Origin of the sequence: Nonomuraea zeae (genome assembly GCF_005889725.1) — a bacterium.
Taxonomy (GTDB): domain Bacteria; phylum Actinomycetota; class Actinomycetes; order Streptosporangiales; family Streptosporangiaceae; genus Nonomuraea; species Nonomuraea zeae.
Genome location: NZ_VCKX01000247.1, coordinates 1 through 18260, shown reverse-complemented (window position 1 = coordinate 18260; position 18260 = coordinate 1). Strand labels below are relative to the sequence as shown.

General features: G+C 72.9%; 16 protein-coding genes. 11 read left to right on the top strand and 5 right to left on the bottom strand.

Going from position 1 to position 18260, the window contains the following annotated elements; translation table 11 throughout:
- From ETD85_RS47200 to ETD85_RS47155, 10 genes are all read left to right on the top strand, one after another.
- Positions 1-552, top strand: a 552-nt coding sequence (locus tag ETD85_RS47200; protein ID WP_138696391.1) for a LytR C-terminal domain-containing protein, incomplete at its 5' end; no start/stop codon positions are given.
- A 654-nt stretch (positions 553-1206) separates the two neighbouring features.
- On the top strand, positions 1207-2301 hold the full coding sequence (locus tag ETD85_RS47195) for a hypothetical protein (RefSeq protein WP_138696390.1): 1095 nt from the start codon (positions 1207-1209) through the stop codon (positions 2299-2301).
- A gap of 79 nt (positions 2302-2380) precedes the next feature.
- Complete coding sequence (locus ETD85_RS47190) at positions 2381-3373, top strand: LacI family DNA-binding transcriptional regulator (RefSeq protein WP_138696389.1); 993 nt, start codon at positions 2381-2383, stop codon at positions 3371-3373.
- Positions 3370-4143, top strand: a complete 774-nt coding sequence (locus ETD85_RS47185) for a sugar phosphate isomerase/epimerase family protein (RefSeq protein ID WP_138696388.1) — start codon at positions 3370-3372, stop codon at positions 4141-4143. Before ETD85_RS47190 ends, ETD85_RS47185 begins: the two co-directional genes overlap by 4 nt.
- Positions 4144-4160: 17 nt before the next feature.
- A complete protein-coding gene (locus ETD85_RS47180; protein ID WP_206059320.1) occupies positions 4161-5072 on the top strand; it encodes an alkaline phosphatase family protein in 912 nt (303 codons plus the stop codon).
- Between the two features lie 78 nt (positions 5073-5150).
- Positions 5151-7736, top strand: coding sequence for a PEP/pyruvate-binding domain-containing protein (locus tag ETD85_RS47175; protein ID WP_138696386.1), 2586 nt, complete (start codon positions 5151-5153; stop codon positions 7734-7736).
- 106 nt (positions 7737-7842) lie between these two features.
- Positions 7843-8556, top strand: a complete 714-nt coding sequence (locus tag ETD85_RS47170; RefSeq protein ID WP_138696385.1) for an ABC transporter ATP-binding protein — start codon at positions 7843-7845, stop codon at positions 8554-8556.
- Entirely contained in the window at positions 8553-9251 is a 699-nt protein-coding gene (locus ETD85_RS47165; protein WP_138696384.1) for an ABC transporter permease, read from the top strand. Before ETD85_RS47170 ends, ETD85_RS47165 begins: the two co-directional genes overlap by 4 nt.
- Positions 9252-9258: 7 nt before the next feature.
- The gene (locus ETD85_RS47160; RefSeq protein ID WP_138696383.1) at positions 9259-10347 is read left to right on the top strand and encodes a sensor histidine kinase; all 1089 of its coding nucleotides are present in this window, start codon (positions 9259-9261) and stop codon (positions 10345-10347) included.
- Positions 10323-10952 carry a response regulator gene (locus ETD85_RS47155; RefSeq protein WP_240779886.1) on the top strand — a complete coding sequence of 210 codons (630 nt, stop codon included), beginning with the start codon at positions 10323-10325 and terminating at the stop codon, positions 10950-10952. Before ETD85_RS47160 ends, ETD85_RS47155 begins: the two co-directional genes overlap by 25 nt.
- Before the next feature lie 162 nt (positions 10953-11114).
- Here ETD85_RS47155 and ETD85_RS47150 read toward each other — a convergent pair whose 3' ends face one another.
- From ETD85_RS47150 to ETD85_RS47130, 5 genes are all read right to left on the bottom strand, one after another.
- Positions 11115-11987 (bottom strand): sugar phosphate isomerase/epimerase family protein, encoded by an 873-nt coding sequence (locus ETD85_RS47150; RefSeq protein ID WP_138696382.1) that lies wholly within the window; start codon positions 11985-11987, stop codon positions 11115-11117.
- Complete coding sequence (locus ETD85_RS47145) at positions 11984-13147, bottom strand: dihydrodipicolinate synthase family protein (RefSeq protein WP_138696381.1); 1164 nt, start codon at positions 13145-13147, stop codon at positions 11984-11986. Before ETD85_RS47145 ends, ETD85_RS47150 begins: the two co-directional genes overlap by 4 nt.
- Entirely contained in the window at positions 13144-14289 is a 1146-nt protein-coding gene (locus ETD85_RS47140; RefSeq protein ID WP_138696380.1) for a Gfo/Idh/MocA family protein, read from the bottom strand. Before ETD85_RS47140 ends, ETD85_RS47145 begins: the two co-directional genes overlap by 4 nt.
- Positions 14290-14467: 178 nt before the next feature.
- The gene (locus ETD85_RS47135) at positions 14468-15694 is read right to left on the bottom strand and encodes a ribonuclease D (RefSeq protein WP_138696379.1); all 1227 of its coding nucleotides are present in this window, start codon (positions 15692-15694) and stop codon (positions 14468-14470) included.
- Between the two features lie 45 nt (positions 15695-15739).
- The gene (locus ETD85_RS47130) at positions 15740-16336 is read right to left on the bottom strand and encodes a DUF3000 domain-containing protein (RefSeq protein ID WP_138696378.1); all 597 of its coding nucleotides are present in this window, start codon (positions 16334-16336) and stop codon (positions 15740-15742) included.
- Positions 16337-17040: 704 nt separating this feature from the next.
- Between ETD85_RS47130 and hemE the strand changes: the two genes are divergently transcribed.
- A complete protein-coding gene (hemE, locus tag ETD85_RS47120) occupies positions 17041-18048 on the top strand; it encodes a uroporphyrinogen decarboxylase (RefSeq protein ID WP_276617371.1) in 1008 nt (335 codons plus the stop codon).
- Positions 18049-18260 lie beyond the last annotated feature (212 nt).

Below are 18260 nucleotides of genomic sequence, written 5' to 3'. Positions count from 1 at the left end.
ACGGTGCCCACCCAGCCCTACCCGGCGGACAAGAACAGGGTGCAGTTCAGCGAGCCGGCGGCCAAGCAGTTCTTCGAGAGCGTGCGCAACGACATCGAGGTCACCGCCACCCCGGCGCCCGGCAGATCGGCCGCGCCCAAGATCGAGAACAGCCAGGTGCGCGTCCAGGTGCTCAACGGCACCACCGAGGGCGGCAAGGCCGCGCTGGTGGCCAGCGAGCTGGCGGCGCAGGGGTTCGTGGTCACCCAGGTCGGCACCGCTCCGGCGGCCGCGGCCACCTCGATCCGCTACGCCAAGAAGGACGCCGCCCAAGGCCCCGCCTACGGTGACGCGGTCGCGGCCCGGCTGTCGAAGGACAAGCGGACCCCGGTGGTGGGCAAGGTCAAGCCGGTCAACTCGCAGCCGTACGAGTCCAAGGTGACCACGGTGCCGGACGGGCCGATCGTCCAGCTCGTCATCGGGGCGGACTGGCCGGGCGTGCGGGTCGTCTCGGCGATCCCCGACTCCCTCAAGGACAAGGTCGTCGACTCCACGACGAACCCCTGCGTGTGATCCCACTCGGGTCCTGACAACCCACGTCCCCTGGGCCCTGCGCGGTCCTGAGTGTGGCGTGGGTCGGGGCGTGGCGTGGGTCTGGGTGTGGTGAGGCCCTGGAACGGCGAGGGTCGCCGGTGCTGTGCGCTGCGGCCGCCGACTGGCCACGCTCCACGTCCTGAGCGACTCGCCGGCAACCCCGCACGCGCCCGCGTCGCACTTGCTCGCGTCGTGGCCGCCCGCGTCGGTCGCGTCCGCGCGGCCCGCGCCCGGGACGGTCGCGCCGGTCTGAGCACGCTCGCGCCTGTCTGAGCACGCTCGTGCCGGGCTGAGCGCGCTCGTGCCGGTTCGAGCACGCTCACGCCGACCCGGATCCGCCCGCGGGTCCACTTCACGCCAGCTTGCGGGTCCGCCTCATGCCCGTATGTGAGTCCGTCCTGCGGGGGTTGGGGAGCATGATCGACTGGTGGCCATGGGGCTGGAGCGGCCGATGTTACGGAGAGTGATTTTAGGGAAACGTGTGAAATTTCCGGACAAGTGGTGGTCGAGTCTGTTAAGAAAGGGCGCGGTCCGAATTCGTACTAGAGAGGTTCCATCGTGGCGCGCGACGAGAACGACAGGCCATACGAGGATGGGCAGGGTAGGTCGTTAAACCCGGAGCTGACGGGTGACGTGCTGTCTCCGCGGTGGAGCACCGACGACACCGACGAGCAGCCCGCCATCCAGGTGGTCGGCAACGAGACCTACATCCTCCCGCCCGACAAGGGCGCGCGCGGCGACGCCGGGCGCGACGTGCTCGGCGACCCGGGCGGGCATGACGTGCTGGGCGGCGACTCCGGCCGGCACGACGTGCTCGGCGACCCCAGAGGCGGGCACAGCGGCGCGCACGACGTGCTCGACGGTCCCAGCGAGTACAGCGGCGGCCACGACGTGCTGGGCAGCCCCAAGGAGGACTACAGCGCCGACTACAGCGCCGACTACGGCGACCCGCACGCCCTGGGCCCCGTCAGCGGCCCGCACGACGTGGTCGGCGAGGACAGCGGCGCCCACCGCCTGGACGACGACCACCCCTACCTGCCGCTCGACCGGAGCTACGGCGCGGGGCACGACGACGACGAGGAGCGGCCGAAGCGCGGCTTCCTCGGCTCGGGGTGGACCGACGACTCCGACGGCTCGCGCGACGGGCACTCGGGCGGCGACCGCGAGGTGCGCCGCCGGACCAGGAAACTGCTGGTCGCGGCGGTCGCGGTCGTCCTGATCGGCGTCGGCGCCGGCTGGATGCTCACCGGCACCTCCTCCGACGACCCGTGCAAGGGCGCCCAGTGCGCCAGCGCGGGCGAGGTGACCTCCCCCTCCGAGTCCGCGGCTCCCGAGGACACGCCGGCGGAGGACGAGTTCCCCGCCGAGCCCACGGATTCGGCCGGCCCCGAGCCCACCGAGTCCGAGTCCGCAAAGCCCGCGCAGCCGACCAGGCAGGCCAGGCCCACGCGGGAGCCCTCCGTACGCCCCACGCCCACGCGCGTCGGCCAGCCGACCACGAAGGCGACCAGCAAGCCCACCCGCTCCTCGCAGTCCCAGGACGACGGGATGCAGGACACCGCCGACAACGAGGGCCAGGACAGCGGCGCCGACAAGCCCGCGAGCCAGCAGCCGGACAGCAAGTCCACCAGCCAGCCCGCGGAGGCGCCCACGACCCAGGCGCCCGCTCCCACGCCGACGCAGGAGGAGCGGAAGGGCCTGTTCGACATCCTGTTCCCCTGGGCCTGAGACGTGCGAGGATGCGGAGCCAGGTGCGCATGACCGCCGATGGTCTGGCACACTGGAAACCGCTTTCCGGGGAGGTCTCGTGGTCACGCTTGAAGACGTCGCCAAGCAGGCGGGCGTCTCGCTCGCGACCGCCTCGCGGGTGCTCAACGGCAGCACCCGCCAGGTGGGCGCGACTTTGCGGGCGCGTGTCGAGCAGGCCGCCGACGAGCTGGGCTACCGCGCCAACATCGCGGCTCAGACGCTGGCCCGCGGGGCCAGCAACGTCATCGGCATCGTCGTCCACGACCTGACCGACCCCTACTTCGCGGCCCTGGCCGACGGGGCGATGCGGGCGGCGGCCACCGAAGGGCTGCTGGTCATGGTGGGCACCACGCATCGCGATCCCGAGCAGGAGATCGCCTACGTGGCCACGCTCAACGCGCAGCGCGTGCGGGCGGTGCTGCTGGTCGGCTCGCGCGTCGCCGACCCGGCCGTCACCGGGCGGCTGCGCGACGAGCTGGCCCGCTACCAGGCCGGCGGCGGCCGGGCGGCCTGCGTGGGCCAGGACCTGCTCGGCGTGGACACGGTCGCGCCCGCCAACAGGGAGGGCGCGGCGGCGCTCGCGCGTTCGCTGGCGGGTCTCGGGCACCGGCGTTTCGCCGTGCTGGCCGGGCCGCCGCATCTGGTGACGGCGGCCGACCGGTGTGCCGGGTTCGCCGGTGCGCTGGAGGAGCTGGGGCTGCCCGCGCCGCGCGTGGTCCACGGGCCGTTCGACCGCGACGGCGGCTACGCGGCCGCCCACCAGATCGGCGACGCGACCTGCGTGTTCGCGGTTAACGACGTGATGGCGGTGGGGGCGCTGGCGGCGTACAGGGAGCGCGGGATCCGGGTGCCCGAAGACGTGTCGGTGGCCGGGTTCGACGACATCGTCACGCTGCGTGATCACGTGCCCGCGCTGACGACCGTGCGGCTGCCGTTGAAGGACATGGGGGCGCGGGCTCTGGAGCTGGCGCTGGGCGAGGCGGAGACGGTGGTGGCCGAGAAGGTCGCCGGCGAGGTCGTGCTGAGAGAGAGCGTACGGAGGATGGCGTGAAGCTGGCGGTCAGCACCCTGGGGATGCCCGGCGAAGGGCTCGGCAGGGCGATCGAGATCGCGGCCGGGCACGGTTGCCACGGCCTGGAGCTGCGCCTGCATCCGGACACCGGGGTGCATGCCGGGCTCGGCCCCGAGGAGCGGCGCTCCGTGCGCGAGCGGGTGGAGCAGGCCGGGCTGGAGATCGCCGCGCTGGCGGGATATGTCGGCATTTGTGAGCCGGGCCCCGACGAGCAGGTCGTCGAGGCGCTGCTCACCGACCTGCGCCTGGCCGCCGACCTGGGCGCCCCCGCGGTGCGGGTGTTCCCGCGCGGCGAGGACCCGGCCGTCGGCGCGCGCCGGCTCAAAGCGGTCTCCGGTACGGCCGCCGCCCTCGGCCGCCGCGTGCTCGTCGAGACGCACGACAGCATGGCCACCGGCGCGGCCGTGGCCGGGCTGCTGGCCGAGGCGGGCTGCCCCGAGACCACGGGCGCGATCTGGGACCTGCTGCACCCGTGGCGGCACGGCGAGTCCCCGGCCGCCACGCTCGCCGCGCTCGGGTCGCACCTGGCCTACGTCCAGGTCAAGGACGCCGTCTCGGCCCAGGACACCACGCCGGTGCCCATGGGGACGGGGTCGGTGCCGCTGGCGGAGGCCGGCGAGCTGCTGCGCCGGACGGGCTACGACGGATGGGTCTCGCTGGAGTGGGAGCGCACGTGGTATCCGCAGGTCGCCCCCGTCGAGGAGATCCTGCCGGGAGCGGCTGACTGGGTGCGGCGTTTCACCGCTTAGATGGGGGGATGTCCCCATTGAGAAACAAAGTGCTCGTCGTCGGCATGGACGGCCTGCGGTTCGACCGGCTGCTGGCCGTGGGCCCGCCCGTGCTGGCCGCTCTGATGTCCTCCGGCGCGTACGGCACCAGCGAGCTCCCCTACGGCGAGGCCGGAACACCCCGTACGGAGTCGCCGGGCGAGGTCGTCCCCAAGTCCCCCGAGCCGGGGGACGGCGGCCGGGTGATCAGGTCGCGTACGGACTCCGGCCCGGGCTGGTGCTCGATCGCGACCGGCGCCTGGCCCGACAAGCACGGCGTCGTGGACAACGGCTTCGCCGCACCCCAGTTCACGAAATTTCCGGACTTCTTGACTCGGGCGAAGACCGCCCGCCCCGAGCTGACGACCTCGGCGTTCTTCTCCTGGGCGGCGCTGGACGAGCACGGCGCCTTCAGCCACGCGATCGACCACAAGCTCGCGCTGGACGGCTACGCGCTCGGCTGGGCCGCCGCCGACGAGCAGGTCGCCGAGACCGCCGAGCGGCACCTCGCCGAGGACGACCCGGACGCGGTGTTCGTGTACCTGGGCGACACCGACGAGGTGGCCCACGACCTCGGCCCGCTCTGCCCCGAGTACACCGCCGCGCTCCAGGCCCAGGACGCCTACCTGGGCCGCCTGCTCGACGCCGTGCGCGGGCGGGCCGCCTATCCGGGCGAGCGCTGGACGGTGCTGGTCACGACCGATCACGGGCACGTGGACGACGGCGGTCACGGCGGCACGTCCGGCGAGGAGCGCACGGTGTTCGTGATCGCGAACCGGCTGGGCGAGGACCTGGGCGGCCGGTCGCTCTCCGCGCCCCGGCTGGTGGACGTGGGCCCGACGGCGCTGGCCTGGCTCGGCGTGCCGATCGACCCCGCCTGGGACCTGGACGGCGTGCCCCTGGAGTGGTGACGTCGTTCATCAAGTGTTGAATTTTGCCGCCGTACGCGTGAGACTTTCTCCAGTGGATGAACGGCGGGGGTGCATTCGATGAAGACGGCGCTCGACTTCTCCGAGATCGACGCGAGCATGCTCGCCGAGACCGGCGGCAAGGCCGCCAACCTCGGCGAGCTGACCCGGGCGGGGCTGCCCGTCCCGCCCGGCTGGGTGCTGACCACGGAGGCGTACCGGCAGGTCGCGACCGGGCTGGAGACGAGCGGCGACGGCCTGGCCGAGCGGGCGCGCCGGCACCTGCTCCAGGCGCCGGTGCCGGAGGCCGTCCACGAGACGATCGTGACGTCCTACGCCGCGCTCGGCGACGACGTGCCCGTGGCGGTGCGCTCCTCGGCCACGGCCGAGGACCTGCCGTTCGCCAGCTTCGCCGGGCAGCAGGACACCTATCTCAACGTGGTGGGCGCGCAGGCCGTGGTCGAGGCCGTCCGCCGGTGCTGGGCCTCGCTCTGGACCGACCGCGCGGTGGCCTACCGCGAGTCCAACGGCATCGACCACGCCTCGGTCCGGCTCGCGGTGGTCGTCCAGGTCATGGTGGACGCGCAGGTGGCCGGCGTGATGTTCACCGCGAACCCGGTGACGGGGCGGCGGCGCGAGGCCGTCATCGACGCCAGCCCCGGGCTCGGCGAGGCCGTCGTCTCCGGCGCCGTGAACCCCGACCGCTTCGTCGTCTCCGGCGGAGAGGTCATCGAACGCCGCGCCGGGGACAAGCACCTGGCCATCCGCGCGCTGCCGGGCGGCGGCACGGAACGCGTGGAAAGCGTGGAAAGCGCGGGTGACGACGGCTTCTGCCTGACCGACGCCCAGGTGCGCGAGCTGGCCGAGCTCGGCACCCGCGTCGAGGACCACTACGGCGCGCCCCAGGACACCGAGTGGGCCATCGACGCGGACGGGCGGCTCTGGCTCACCCAGGCCAGACCGATCACCACCCTCTATCCGCTGCCCGACGCCACCCGGCCGGGCCTGCGGGTGTACTTCTCGCTCAACGTCGTCCAGGGCGTCATGGGGCCGCTCACGCCGCTCGGACGATCGGCGCTCAGGCTGGTCAGCGCCGGGGGCGCGAGCCTGTTCGGCTACGGTCCCGCCGAGCCGCTCGACGGCGCGCCCTTCCTGTCCGAGTCGGGGCAGCGCCTGTGGATCGACCTCACCACCGCCGTACGCAGCCGCGCGGGCCGGGTCATCCTCCCGCGCATGCTCACCCTGGGCGAGGCCCGCACCGCCCCCATCTTCGACCGGCTGGTGCAGGACCCGCGGCTGTCCCTCGTCCACACCTCCCGCCGCCCGGTCCTGCGCGCCCTGCGCCGCTTCGCCGCCCGCATCCACGCGCCGTCCCGGGTACTGCTGGCGCTGACCAGGCCGCCCAAGGCCCTGGCGCACGCGGCCCGCGTCGGCGAGCGGCTCGACGAGCGCCTGCGGCTGCCGGACAACGTCACCCCCGCCCAGCGCCTGGACCACGCGGAGCGCGTCCTGGCCGGCACCTTCCCGGCCATCATCTCGATCATGCCCATCGTGATCACCGGCTACGGCCTGTACGGCCTGGCCGCCAAGCTGGCCGGCGTGCCGATGAACGACCTGCTGGACGTCCTGCGCAGCGTCCCGCACAACCCGACCACGGAGATGGACCTGGAGCTGTGGGACCTGGCCACCCGCATCGAGGCGGAGCCGTTCCGCAGCGGGCCGGTGGCCGAGCTGGTGCGCCGCTACCGGGCGGGAGAGCTCCCGCCCGCCGCGCAGCAGGGGGTCGCCGCGTTCCTGGACAAGTACGGACACCGCGGCGTCGCGGAGATCGACATGGGCCTCCCGCGCTGGTCGGAGGACCCCGCGCACATCCTCGGCGTGCTCGCCAACTACCTGCGCATGGACGGCGGGGCCGAGCTGGCACCCGCCGCGCTGTTCGCCAAGGGCACGGAGGAGGCGCGGGCCGCGGTCGCGCACGTGGTGGCGCAGGCCAGGCGGAAGGGCCGCTGGCGGGCGGCCGTCGTCCGGTTCGGGCTGGGGCGCACGCGGACGTACGCGGGGCTGCGCGAGCTGCCCAAGTTCTACGCGGTCAAGACGCTCGCGGCGATCCGGCGCAGCCTGCTCGTGGCCGGCGAGCACCTGGTGGGGCTGGGCGTGATCGACTCGCCGGAGGACGTGGCCTGGCTGGACCTCGCCGAGATCAGGGCGGCACTGGACGGGGGCGACCTGCGCGAGCGGGTGGCGCGGCGGCGGGCGGCGTACGAGCAGGAGGCGCGCCGCAGGCACGTGCCCCGGGTGCTGCTCTCGGACGGCACCGAGCCGGAGGCGCTCGCGCAGAGCGCCGAGGAGGGCGCGCTGACCGGCACGGCCGCCTCGGCGGGCACCGTCACCGGCGTGGCCAGGGTGGTGCTCGACCCGATCGGCGCCCACCTGGAGCCGGGCGAGATCCTGGTCTGCCCGTCGACGGATCCGGGCTGGACGCCGCTGTTCCTGACGGCGGGCGGGCTGGTGATGGAGATGGGCGGTGCGATGTCGCACGGCGCGGTCGTGGCCAGGGAGTACGGCATCCCGGCCGTCGTCGGCGTCCCCGACGCCACCCACCGCATCGCCACCGGCCAGGAGATCACGGTGAACGGCGCGGCGGGCACGGTGACGCTGCCGGAGTGAGGGCACGTACGACCTGACCGGCGCCGGCCCCCATCCTCCGGAAGAAGGATGCCGCGCGCGCGATCGGGTGATGCCGGGCGAGCCCGCGTCCGGCCAGGCTCGGAGCATGATGGTGATCGAGGTCGAGGACCTCCGCAAGAGTTACGGGCACAACCGGGCGGTGGACGGCGTGTCGTTCGCGGTGGCGAAGGGCGAGACGTTCGGCCTGCTGGGGCACAACGGCGCGGGCAAGACCACGACGGTCGAGTGCCTGATCGGGCTGCGCAGGCCGGACTCGGGCGCGGTGCGCGTGCTGGGCGCCGACCCCGCCCGTCACCGCCGCCGCCTGGCCCGGCGGGTGGGCGTGCAGCTGCAGGAGAGCGAGCTGCCCGACCGGCTCAAGGTGGCCGAGGCGATGAGCCTGTTCGCGGCGTTCCACGACGACCCCGACGACTGGCGAGAGGTGCTGCGGCGCTGGGGGCTCGGGCTCATCTGGAACAAGGCGTACGGCGATCTGTCCGGTGGGCAGAAGCAGCGGCTCAAGCTCGCGCTCGCCCTGGTCGGCCGGCCGGAGCTGGTGGTGCTCGACGAGCTCACCACCGGGCTGGACCCGGTCGCCCGCCGCGAGACCTGGACGCTCATCGGCGATCTCAAGGCGTCCGGCACCACGGCGCTGGTGGTCAGCCACTTCATGGACGAGGCCGAGGAGCTGTGCGACCGGGTCGCCGTGCTCAGCAGGGGCCGGGTGATCGCGCTCGGCACCCCGCGCGAGCTGGTCGCCGGCACCGGCGCCGGCTCCTTGGCGGAGGCGTACCTGGCGCTGATGGGTGCGGGGCGATGAGGGGGTTCTGGCGGCTGTCGGTGACGGAGCTGAGGCTGCTGGGCCGGGATCCGGGCAGCCTGTTCTTCATGATCGCCTTCCCGGCCCTGCTCCTCGTGCTGAACGGCGCCAACGCGCGGCCCGAGCGGTTCGTGCCGGGCTATCTGGCCATGATCGTGGCCATCGGCGGGCTCTCCGCGCTGCCGGGGGTCGTGGCGACGTACCGGGAACGGAAGGTGCTGCGCCGCCTGGCGGTCACCCCGATCTCGCCGTTCGCCGTGCTCGCCGCGCAGGTCGCGGCCCAGTTCCTGATGGCGCTCGCGGGGGCCGCCGTCGTGATCGCGGTCGGGGCGCTCGGGCTGGGGATGCGGGCGCCCGCGCATCCGGGCCCGCTGGCGCTGGCGTTCGTGCTCAGCGTGCTGATGTGCTGCGCCGCCGGCTTCGTGATCGCGGCACTCGCGCCGCGCGCGCGGACGGCCGACCTGCTCGGCTTGCTGGTCATGTTCCCGATGATCTTCCTGGCCGGGGCCGCCGTCCCCGGGGACTGGCTGCCGGGGGAGCTGCGCGAGCTGGGCGAGCACATGCCGCTCACCCAGGCGGTGATCGCGATGCGGGAGAGCTGGTCCGGCACTCCGACATTAACCCCGTTTCTGCTACTTTCCGGGATAATCGTCCTCGGCACTGCCGTGGCGGCCGCGCTGTTCCGCTGGGAGTGATCGGACAATGGTCGAAGCAGGCTGGATCAGGGCCTTCCACCTGCTGTTCTACACCTGCCTGGCGGTCGCGGCGGTGATCGCGGCGGCCGAGGGCGGGCCTGACCCGGCCGAGCTCGCGATCACCGCGCTGATGGCCGGCTGGTACGCCTTCTTCGTCGTCCGCAGGCCCGCCCTGCTCGAACGCCTCAACCCCATGGCCGCTCACCTCCTGGTGCTGATCGCCCTGTACTGCGTGCTGGTCAGGATGGAGTCCGCGTACGAGATCGCGCTGTGGGGCCTGATCGCGCTCCCGTACGTGCTGCTGCCGGAACGCTGGGGGTACGCGGGCGCCGTGGTGCTGGTGCTCGCGGCGTCGGTCGCGAGCGGGCTCATCGAGGCGCTCCCCGGCGAGCCCGCCCTCCTGGGCACCTTCGTGGGCAACACGCTGCTGTCGCTCGTCGTGGGGCTGTTCGCCCGGAATCTCGTCCGGCACAGCGAGCAGAGCAGGGCGATGGGCGTGCTGGAGGAGCGTACGCGACTGGCGGGCGAGATCCACGACACGCTCGCCCAGGGCTTCAGCGGGATCGTCGCCCAGCTGGAGGCGGCCGAGCAGGCCACCGGCGACCCGGAAGCAGTACGCGAGCGGATCTCGCTGGCCAAGCGGCTGGCCCGCGACAGCCTCGACGAGGCCAGGCGGTCGGTGGCGGCCCTGCGGCCCGAGCCGCTGGAGCGGGCCTCGCTGCACGCGGCGCTGGCCGCCGTGGCCGAGCGCTGGACCGCCGCCACCGGCGTGCCCGTGGCCGTCTCGGTGGACGGCCCGCCGCGCCCGCTGGCGCCGGAGCTGGAGACGACCCTGCTGCGCGCGGCCCAGGAAGGGCTGGCGAACGTGGCCAGGCACGCGCGGGCCGGCCGGGCGGCGCTGACGCTGTCGTACATGGACGACGAGGTCACGCTGGACGTGCTCGACGACGGGACGGGCTTCGACCCGGCCGCGCCGGGCGGCGGCTACGGGCTGGTCGCGATGCGCGAGCGCGCCACGAGGGCGGGAGGTACGGTGACCGTGGAGTCCACGCCGGGGGAAGGGACCGCGTTGTGCGTGAGCATCCCCTGCGGCTGATGATCGTCGATGACCACCCGGTGGTGCGTGACGGGCTGCGCGGCATGTTCCACGGCGTGGCCGACATCGAGGTGGTGGCCGAGGCGGGCGACGGGCACGAGGCGCTCGCGCGGGCCCGCGCCGAGCGGCCCGACGTGATCCTGATGGACCTGCGCATGCCGGGGCTCGACGGGGTCGGGGCCATCGAGCGGCTGCGGGCCGAGCATCCGGAGATCCGGGTCGTCGTGCTGACCACGTACGACACCGGCGCGGACGTGTCGCAGGCGCTGGCCGCCGGGGTCGCCGGCTACCTGCTGAAGGACGCGCCGCGCGAGGAGCTCCAGGCCGCCGTGCGCACGGCCGCGGCGGGCGGCCGGGTCCTGGCCCAGCGGATCACGTCCCAGCTCATGGCCGGCTTGGGCCCGAGGAGCGCGACGGCGCCCAGCCCGCGGGAGCTGGAAGTGCTCAGGCTCATCGCGCGCGGGGCGGCCAACAAGGAGGTCGCGAGGGCCCTGCTCATCAGCGAGACCACCGTGAAGACCCACCTCAAGCACGTCTTCGCCAAGCTGGGCGTGGACAACCGCGCGGCCGCCGTGGTGGCCGCGATGGAGCGGCGGCTCATCTGACGCCGCCGCCCACCACGCGGCTGCTCACCATGCCGCTGCTCACCATGCCGCTGCTCACCATGCCGCCGCTCACCATGCCGCCGCTCACCACGCGGCTGCCCACCACGCGGCCGCTCGCCCCGCGAGCCGCTCGTCCGGTGGGTCGCCGCCGCTTCTCGCCCGTCAGCCGGTGGCGAGGACCAGCTCCTCGTAACGGGTCTTCATCGTGGCGACCACCTCGTCGGGATCGGCGGCCCAGATCTCGGCGTTGAAGATCTCCACCTCGACGTCCCCGGTGTATCCGGCGGCCCGCACGGCCCGCGTGATCGGCGTGAAGTCGATCACGCCGTCACCCATCATGCCCCGCCCGAGCAGCACGTCCGCCGGCAGCGGGTGCAGGTAGTCGCACACCTGGTACGACGCGATCCTGCGCCCGGCCCGCGCGACGTCCTCGAACAACCGCGGGTCCCACCACACGTGGAACGTGTCGACCACCACGCCCACCTGCTCCTCCGGATGGGCCAGGCTCAGGTCGAGCGCCTGGCCCAGGGTGGACAGCACCGCGCGGTCCGGGCAGTAGATCGGGTGCAGCGGCTCCAGGGCCAGCTTGACCCCCCGTTCCCCGGCGTACGGCGCCAGCTCCGCCAGCGCCTCGGCCACCCGCTCGCGCGCCCCGGCCAGATCGCGGGAGAATCCGGCCGCGGGCAGCGGCTCGCCGGGCTGCGCGCCGGGCAGCCCGCCGACCACCATCACCAGGCACGCCGCGGACAGCTCCGCCGCCTCGTCGATGGCCCGCCGGTTGCTCTCCAGCGCCTGCGCGAAGGCCCTGCGGCCGTCCTCGCCGGGCAGCCCGCCGGCCGTCAGGAACCCGCCGCGGCACAGCGACGACACCCGCAGCCCGGCCTCGCGCACCAGCTTGACGCTCTGCGCGAGCCCCTGCTCGGCGACCTTCTCCCGCCACAGCCCGACCGCCTCCAGGCCGTGCCGCACGCACCCGTCCACGGCCTCGGCCACGGACCAGCGCCTGGTCGTCCACTGGTTCAGTGCCAGGCTCACAGTCCGTTCACCGCCAGCAGCGCCGTCATGCGGCGCACGGCCAGCTCCTGGTCGGCCAGCAGCCCGGCCTGGTCGGCCAGGCGGAACACCTCCGACAGGTGGACCAGCGAGCGCGCCGACTGGGCGCCGTTCACCATGGAGAACGCGTCCTGGTGGCCGTTCAGCCAGGCCAGGAAGACGATGCCGGTCTTGTAGTTGTACGTCGGCGTCTCGAAGATCTTCCTGGACAGCGGGACGGTCGGGGCGAGGATGTCGTCGTAGGCGGCCATCAGCCGCGCACGGGCCTCGTCGTCGGCGGCGGCCTCGGCCGCGTCCAGCGCCTGGAGCGCCGCCGCCGCGGCCGGGGCGATGGCGTCGAAGATGCCGAGCAGCGCGTGCGAGCCCGACTTGATCAGCGACGGGTAGTTGAAGTCGTCGCCGGTGTAGAGCTTGACGCCGGCGGGCAGCGCCGCCCGCAGCCCCACCTCGTGCTCCTCGTCCAGCAGCGACACCTTGACGCCGTCCACCATCGCGGCGTGCGCGTGGATCAGCTCCAGGAACGACTCCGTCGCCGCGGCCACGTCGCGCGAGCCCCAGTAGCCGGCCAGCTGCGGGTCGAACATCTCGCCCAGCCAGTGCAGGATCACCGGCCGCTCGGTCAGGCCGAACAGCTTGCCGTACACCTGGTGGTAGTCCTGCGGCCCCGAGGCCACCCGGGCGAGCTGGCGGGAGGCCATGACGATCACGCCGGCACCGGTCGCCTGGACGGTCTCGATCTGCTCGGCGTACGCGGCCGTGATCGTGTGCAGGTTGGCGGCGTCCGGCGCGTGGTCGGTGCCCGCGCCGCAGGCCACCAGCGTCGCCGGGTCGCCGAGCGTGGCGGCCTCCGCCGCGCTGCGCCGGATGAGCTCCTTGGTCGCCGCCCAGTCCAGGCCCATGTTGCGCTGGGCGGTGTCCATGGCGTCGGCCACGCGCAGGCCGTGCGACCACAGATGGCGGCGGAAGCGGAGTGTGGCGTCCCAGTCGACCGCGGCGGGGGAGCCGGGCGTGTTGTCGCCGAGCGGGTCGGCCACCACGTGGGCGGCCGCGTAGACGACGCGGCCGGCGGCCGGGGTCCCGGTCACCGGCCACGTGGCCGGCTCGCGCAGCGTGTACGCCCCGCCGGGCAGGTCGATCCTCACAGCTGCGGCACCTCGATCCTGCGGCCCTCGGCGGACGAGCGCAGGCCCAGCTCGGCGAGCTGGACACCGCGGGCGCCCGAGGCGAAGTCGTTCGGGAACGGCGCGTCCTCCAGCACGTGCCGGATGAAGCCTTCCCACTGGATCTTGAATCCGTTGTCGAACTCGGCGTTGTCCGGCACTTCCTGCCAGCCGTCGCGGAAGCGCGCCGTGGCGGGCAGGTCGGGGTTCCAGACCGGCTTCGGAGTGGCCGAGCGGTGCTGCGCGCGGCAGTTGCGCAGGCCGGCCACGGCGCTGCCGTGCGTGCCGTCCACCTGGAACTCGACCAGTTCGTCGCGGTTCACGCGAACCGTCCAGGACGAGTTGATCTGAGCGACGATGCCGCCCTCAAGCTCGAAGATCCCGTACGCGGCGTCGTCGGCGGTGGCCTGGTACGTATGACCCTGCTCGTCCACCCGCGCGGGGACATGCGTCACGGCGCGGGCGTAGACCGACTCCACCCGGCCGAACAGGTTCTCCATCACGTAGTGCCAGTGCGGGAACATGTCGAGCACGATGCCGCCGCCGTCCTCGGACCGGTAGTTCCACGACGGGCGCTGCGCCTCCTGCCAGTCGCCCTCGAACACCCAGTAGCCGAACTCCCCGCGCACCGACAGGATCCGGCCGAAGAAGCCGCCGTCGATCAGCCGCTTCAGCTTCAGCAGGCCGGGCAGGAAGAGCTTGTCCTGCACGACGCCGTTCTTGACGCCCTTGGCCGTGGCGGCCTCGGCCAGCGCGATCGCCTCCTGCGTCGACTCTGCCGTCGGCTTCTCCGCGTAGATGTGCTTGCCCGCCTCGATGGCCTTCAGCACGGCCTTGACCCGCGCGCTGGTGACCTGGGCGTCGAAGTAGATCAGGTTGTCGTCGTCGGCGAGCGCCGAGTCCAGCTCCGTGGTGAAATCCGATATGTCATGCTTCGCCGCAATGTCTGCAAGTTTGTCGGCATTCCGCCCGACCAGCACGGGCTTGAGCTTGACCTTGCTGCCGTCCGAGAGCGTCACACCGCCCTGCTCGTTGATGGCCAGAACGGAACGGACGAGGTGCTGGCGGTAGCCCATCCGTCCGGTGACGCCGTTCATCACGACGCCGATGGTGCGCACGCTCATGGGAATCCCTTCAGGACAAACGTGGGGAAAGCGCTTTCCCGAACCGTACGGCCGGGCCACCGAGGGCGTCAAGTGGCGCGGCCCGTCAAGGTGCGGCCGAAATGCGGAAAACCGCAGCTCGCGGCCGTCGGGTCCGGTGCCTCAGCAGGGCGGGGCACCGGCCCGGCGGCCGCCGGGCTCAGAGCTCGCCGCGGTTCTCCAGCCTGGACAGGGCCTTGGCGATGGGCTGGGCGGTGAGAGCGAGCTGCCAGCGGCGGGCGCCGAGGTCGCGCAGCCGGTCCGTCACGCTCTCGTCGCTGATCTCGGCCGGCGGCTCCCACGTCAGCCGGCGTACGGCGTCGGGCTGGAGCAGGTTCTCCGTCGGCATGTGGTGCTCGTCGGCCAGCGCGGCGACCACGGCGCGGGCCGCGGCCAGCCGCTTGGCGGCGGCCGGGTCGCGGTCGGCCCAGCGGTTGGGCGGCGGCGGCCCGTCGCCCGGCGTGCTGGGCTGCGGGAGCTGGCTGTCGGGCAGCCCGCGCGCCTTGGCGACCGCGTCGAGCCAGTCGCTCATGTGCCGGCGCGCGCTTCGCCCGGTGAAAGCCGATATTTCGGTCAATGCCTTCTTGGTACGCGGACCTTCGAGCGCCGCCGTCACGATCGCGGTGTCGGGCAGCACCCGGCCGGGCGCGAGATCGGACTCGCGGGCGATCCGGTCGCGCATGGTCCACAGCTCGCGCACGATGGCCAGGGCCCGCACGCTGCGTACTTTGTGGATGCCCGACGTGCGCCGCCACGGGTCGGAGCGCGGCGTCGGCGGCGGGGTGTCGAGCACGGCGGCGAACTCCTCGCGCGCCCACTCCAGCTTCCCGCTCTCGGCCAGCTCATGGTGCAGCACGTCACGCAGCTCGACCAGCACCTCGACGTCGAGGGCGGCGTACCGCAGCCAGTCTTCGGGCAGCGGCCTGGTGGACCAGTCGGCGGCCGAGTGACCCTTCTCCAGGCGCAGCCCGAGCACGGTCTCGACCATCGTGCCGAGCCCCACCCGCTCGTAGCCGAGCAACCGGCCGGCCAGCTCGGTGTCGAACATCTCCCGTGGCCGGAACCCGACCTCCATCAGGCACGGCAGGTCCTGCGAAGCGGCGTGCAGGACGATCTCCGCGCCGGACACGGCCGCGTCGAGCGCGGACAGGTCGGGGCAGCCGACCGGGTCGATCAACGCGGTGCCGGACCCGGCCCGGCGCAGCTGCACCAGGTAGGCGCGGTTGCCGTAGCGGTAGCCCGACGCGCGCTCGGCGTCGACCGCGACGGGGCCGCTGCCCGCGGCGAAGCGCTCGACGACCTCGGCCAGGCCGGCCTCGTCCGCCACGACCGGCGGAATGCCCTCGCGGGGCTCGAGCAGCGGCTCGACTGTGCGTTCTTCTGTCATGAGTTCACCGGCCTCATGACGCTGGTGCTGTCTTGACTGGTGCCCTCACTTCGTTCGGTCACTCTCCGGATCATCACGTCGGCGGGGCAGCGCGGCCACGTCGGGCGGGAGCGGCGGGATCCCCGCCGCCAGGCACATGAGGTCGCACCAGGCGGCGACATGGCCGGAGAGATCCTCCTGGGCGGGTGACCAGGACGCCCGCAGCTCTAGCTCGGTAGTGACCGGATCGTCGGCTTTGTTGCCAAACCCCTCGGAAACGGCTCTTGTCACGGTACCGCCAGCGGCGGAGTAATCGGCTTGATGCGCCTCGAGAGCTTCGGTCAGCCAGCTCCATACGACGGGCCCGAGCAGCGGGTCGGAGGTGATCTCCGGCTCCATGTCGGCCCGGACGTAGGCGACCAGCCGGAACGGGCCCTCCCAGCCGCGCTGGCCGTCGGGGTCGTAGAGCAGGATCAGCCGGCCGACCGCGAGCTCGTCGTCGTCGCGGTAGACCGACGCGCCGATGGCGGCCGAGTAGGGGGCCAGCCGCTGCGGCGCGGGCAGGTCCTCAAGCTCGATCTCCGGCCTGACCTCGGCCAGCCGCAGGCTCTCCGCCGCACGCGTGAACGCGGGCGGGGCAGGCGGCTGGTCACCGAGTGTCATAGACGAAGCGTAGGTCGAGGATGGGCGGAAGGGGACCACGGGGGTGCTCATCCTTCGTGATCAAGCCGCTGCCGTAACCAGCTGGCGAACCGGGCGGGTGGACTCGGCCCAGGCGAGCACGATCGCATGGCCGCACTCGACGCAGGCCCACTCCGGGCACTGGCCCGGCTCGTGCCCGTCGAAGCACGGCGGTTGCTCGAACGGCCGCTCACCGGCGCAGTCAGCGCAGCGCTCACTGCGGCGCTCTGGGGAACTCCACAACGCGGTCATCGCACGAGTCATCGCACCGGGGCCTTTCTTCGGGTCGTGGCTCCGACGTTGGCACGAGCCGATGACAATTCCCCGCAACGCGCTCGGCGTGTCCCGAAAGTGGTCGCTGAATCGATGCCGCGCGGTGGCTTGGCGAACATTTGGTCCAGTCGAGACCGGCTCTCTGGTCGGCCATGGGGTGTGTTCGACCCGTGTGCGACGCCGATGCCGAGCAGACCGGTAAACCTTCATCTGGCTATCTGATCATGATTTGGGGCGGCCAATGCATGTTTTTCCGACACCTCGCCCGGTTGACCGACCGGAACGGTGACGCCCCGTACGTGCCCAACTGCCGGAAATCCGGGTGCCCCCACCTGCTCCTCTGCTGGCCCAGGGCCGGGACCGGCACCGGTGCATGGCACTCTTGTCAGGTGAACCTCGCCGACTCAGCCTTCCTGCGCGCATGCCGCCGCGAGCCCGTCCCGCACACCCCGGTCTGGTACATGCGCCAAGCCGGGCGGTCGCTGCCGGAATACCTCAAGGTCCGCGAGGGCGTGCCGATGCTCACCGCGTGCGCCACGCCCGACCTGATCGTCGAGATCACCATGCAGCCGGTCCGCCGCTACGGCGTGGACGCGGCCATCTTCTTCAGTGACATCGTGGTCCCGCTCAAGGCCATCGGCGTCGACCTCGACATCAAGCCCGGCGTCGGCCCCGTCGTCGCCGACCCGATCCGCGACGCCAAGGGGCTGGCGGCGCTGCGCCCGCTGGAGCCGGACGACGTCTCCTACGTCACCGAGGCCATCCGGGCGCTGACCGGCGAGCTGGGCGGCACGCCGCTGATCGGCTTCGCGGGCGCGCCGTTCACGCTCGGGTCCTACCTGATCGAGGGCGGCCCGTCGAAGAACCACGACAAGACCAAGGCCATGATGTACGGCGCTCCCGAGCTGTGGCACGCGCTGATGGAGCGCCTGTCCGGCATCGTCCTGGAGCACCTGCGCCTCCAGATCGCGGCGGGCGCCTCGGCCGTGCAGCTCTTCGACTCCTGGGTGGGCGCGGTGCCCGCGGAGGACTACCGGGAGTTCATCCTGCCGCACACCCGCCGGATCTTCGAGGGGATCGAGGGCGTGCCGCGCATCCACTTCGGGGTCGGCACCGGCGAGCTGCTCGGCGTGCTGGGCGAGGCCGGGGCCGATGTCGTGGGCGTCGACTGGCGGGTGCCGCTCGACGAGGCGGCCCGCCGGGTCGGCCCCGGCAAGGCGCTCCAGGGCAACCTCGACCCGGCCCTGCTGCTGGCGCCGTGGGAGGTGGTCGAGCGCAAGGCCCGCGACGTGCTGCGCCGGGGGCGGGCGGCCGAGGGGCACGTGTTCAACCTCGGGCACGGCGTGCTGCCCTCGACCGACCCCGACCAGCTCAAGCGCCTGACGGACCTCGTGCACGAGGCGGGCCGCCCCGCCGCCTGACCGGGCCTGATGACCGGGCCTGATGACCGGGCCTGATGACCGGGCCTGATGACCGGGCCTGATGACCGGGCCCTGACGATCGGGCCCGGTCCGGGCTTCGCGTCCGGCGACCGTGGTCAGGCGGTTTCCGAGCTGCGGCCAGACGGTATCCGGGCCGTGGTCAGGCGGCTGTCTCTTATAAACATCTCCGAGCCCACGAGACCCTAAGACAC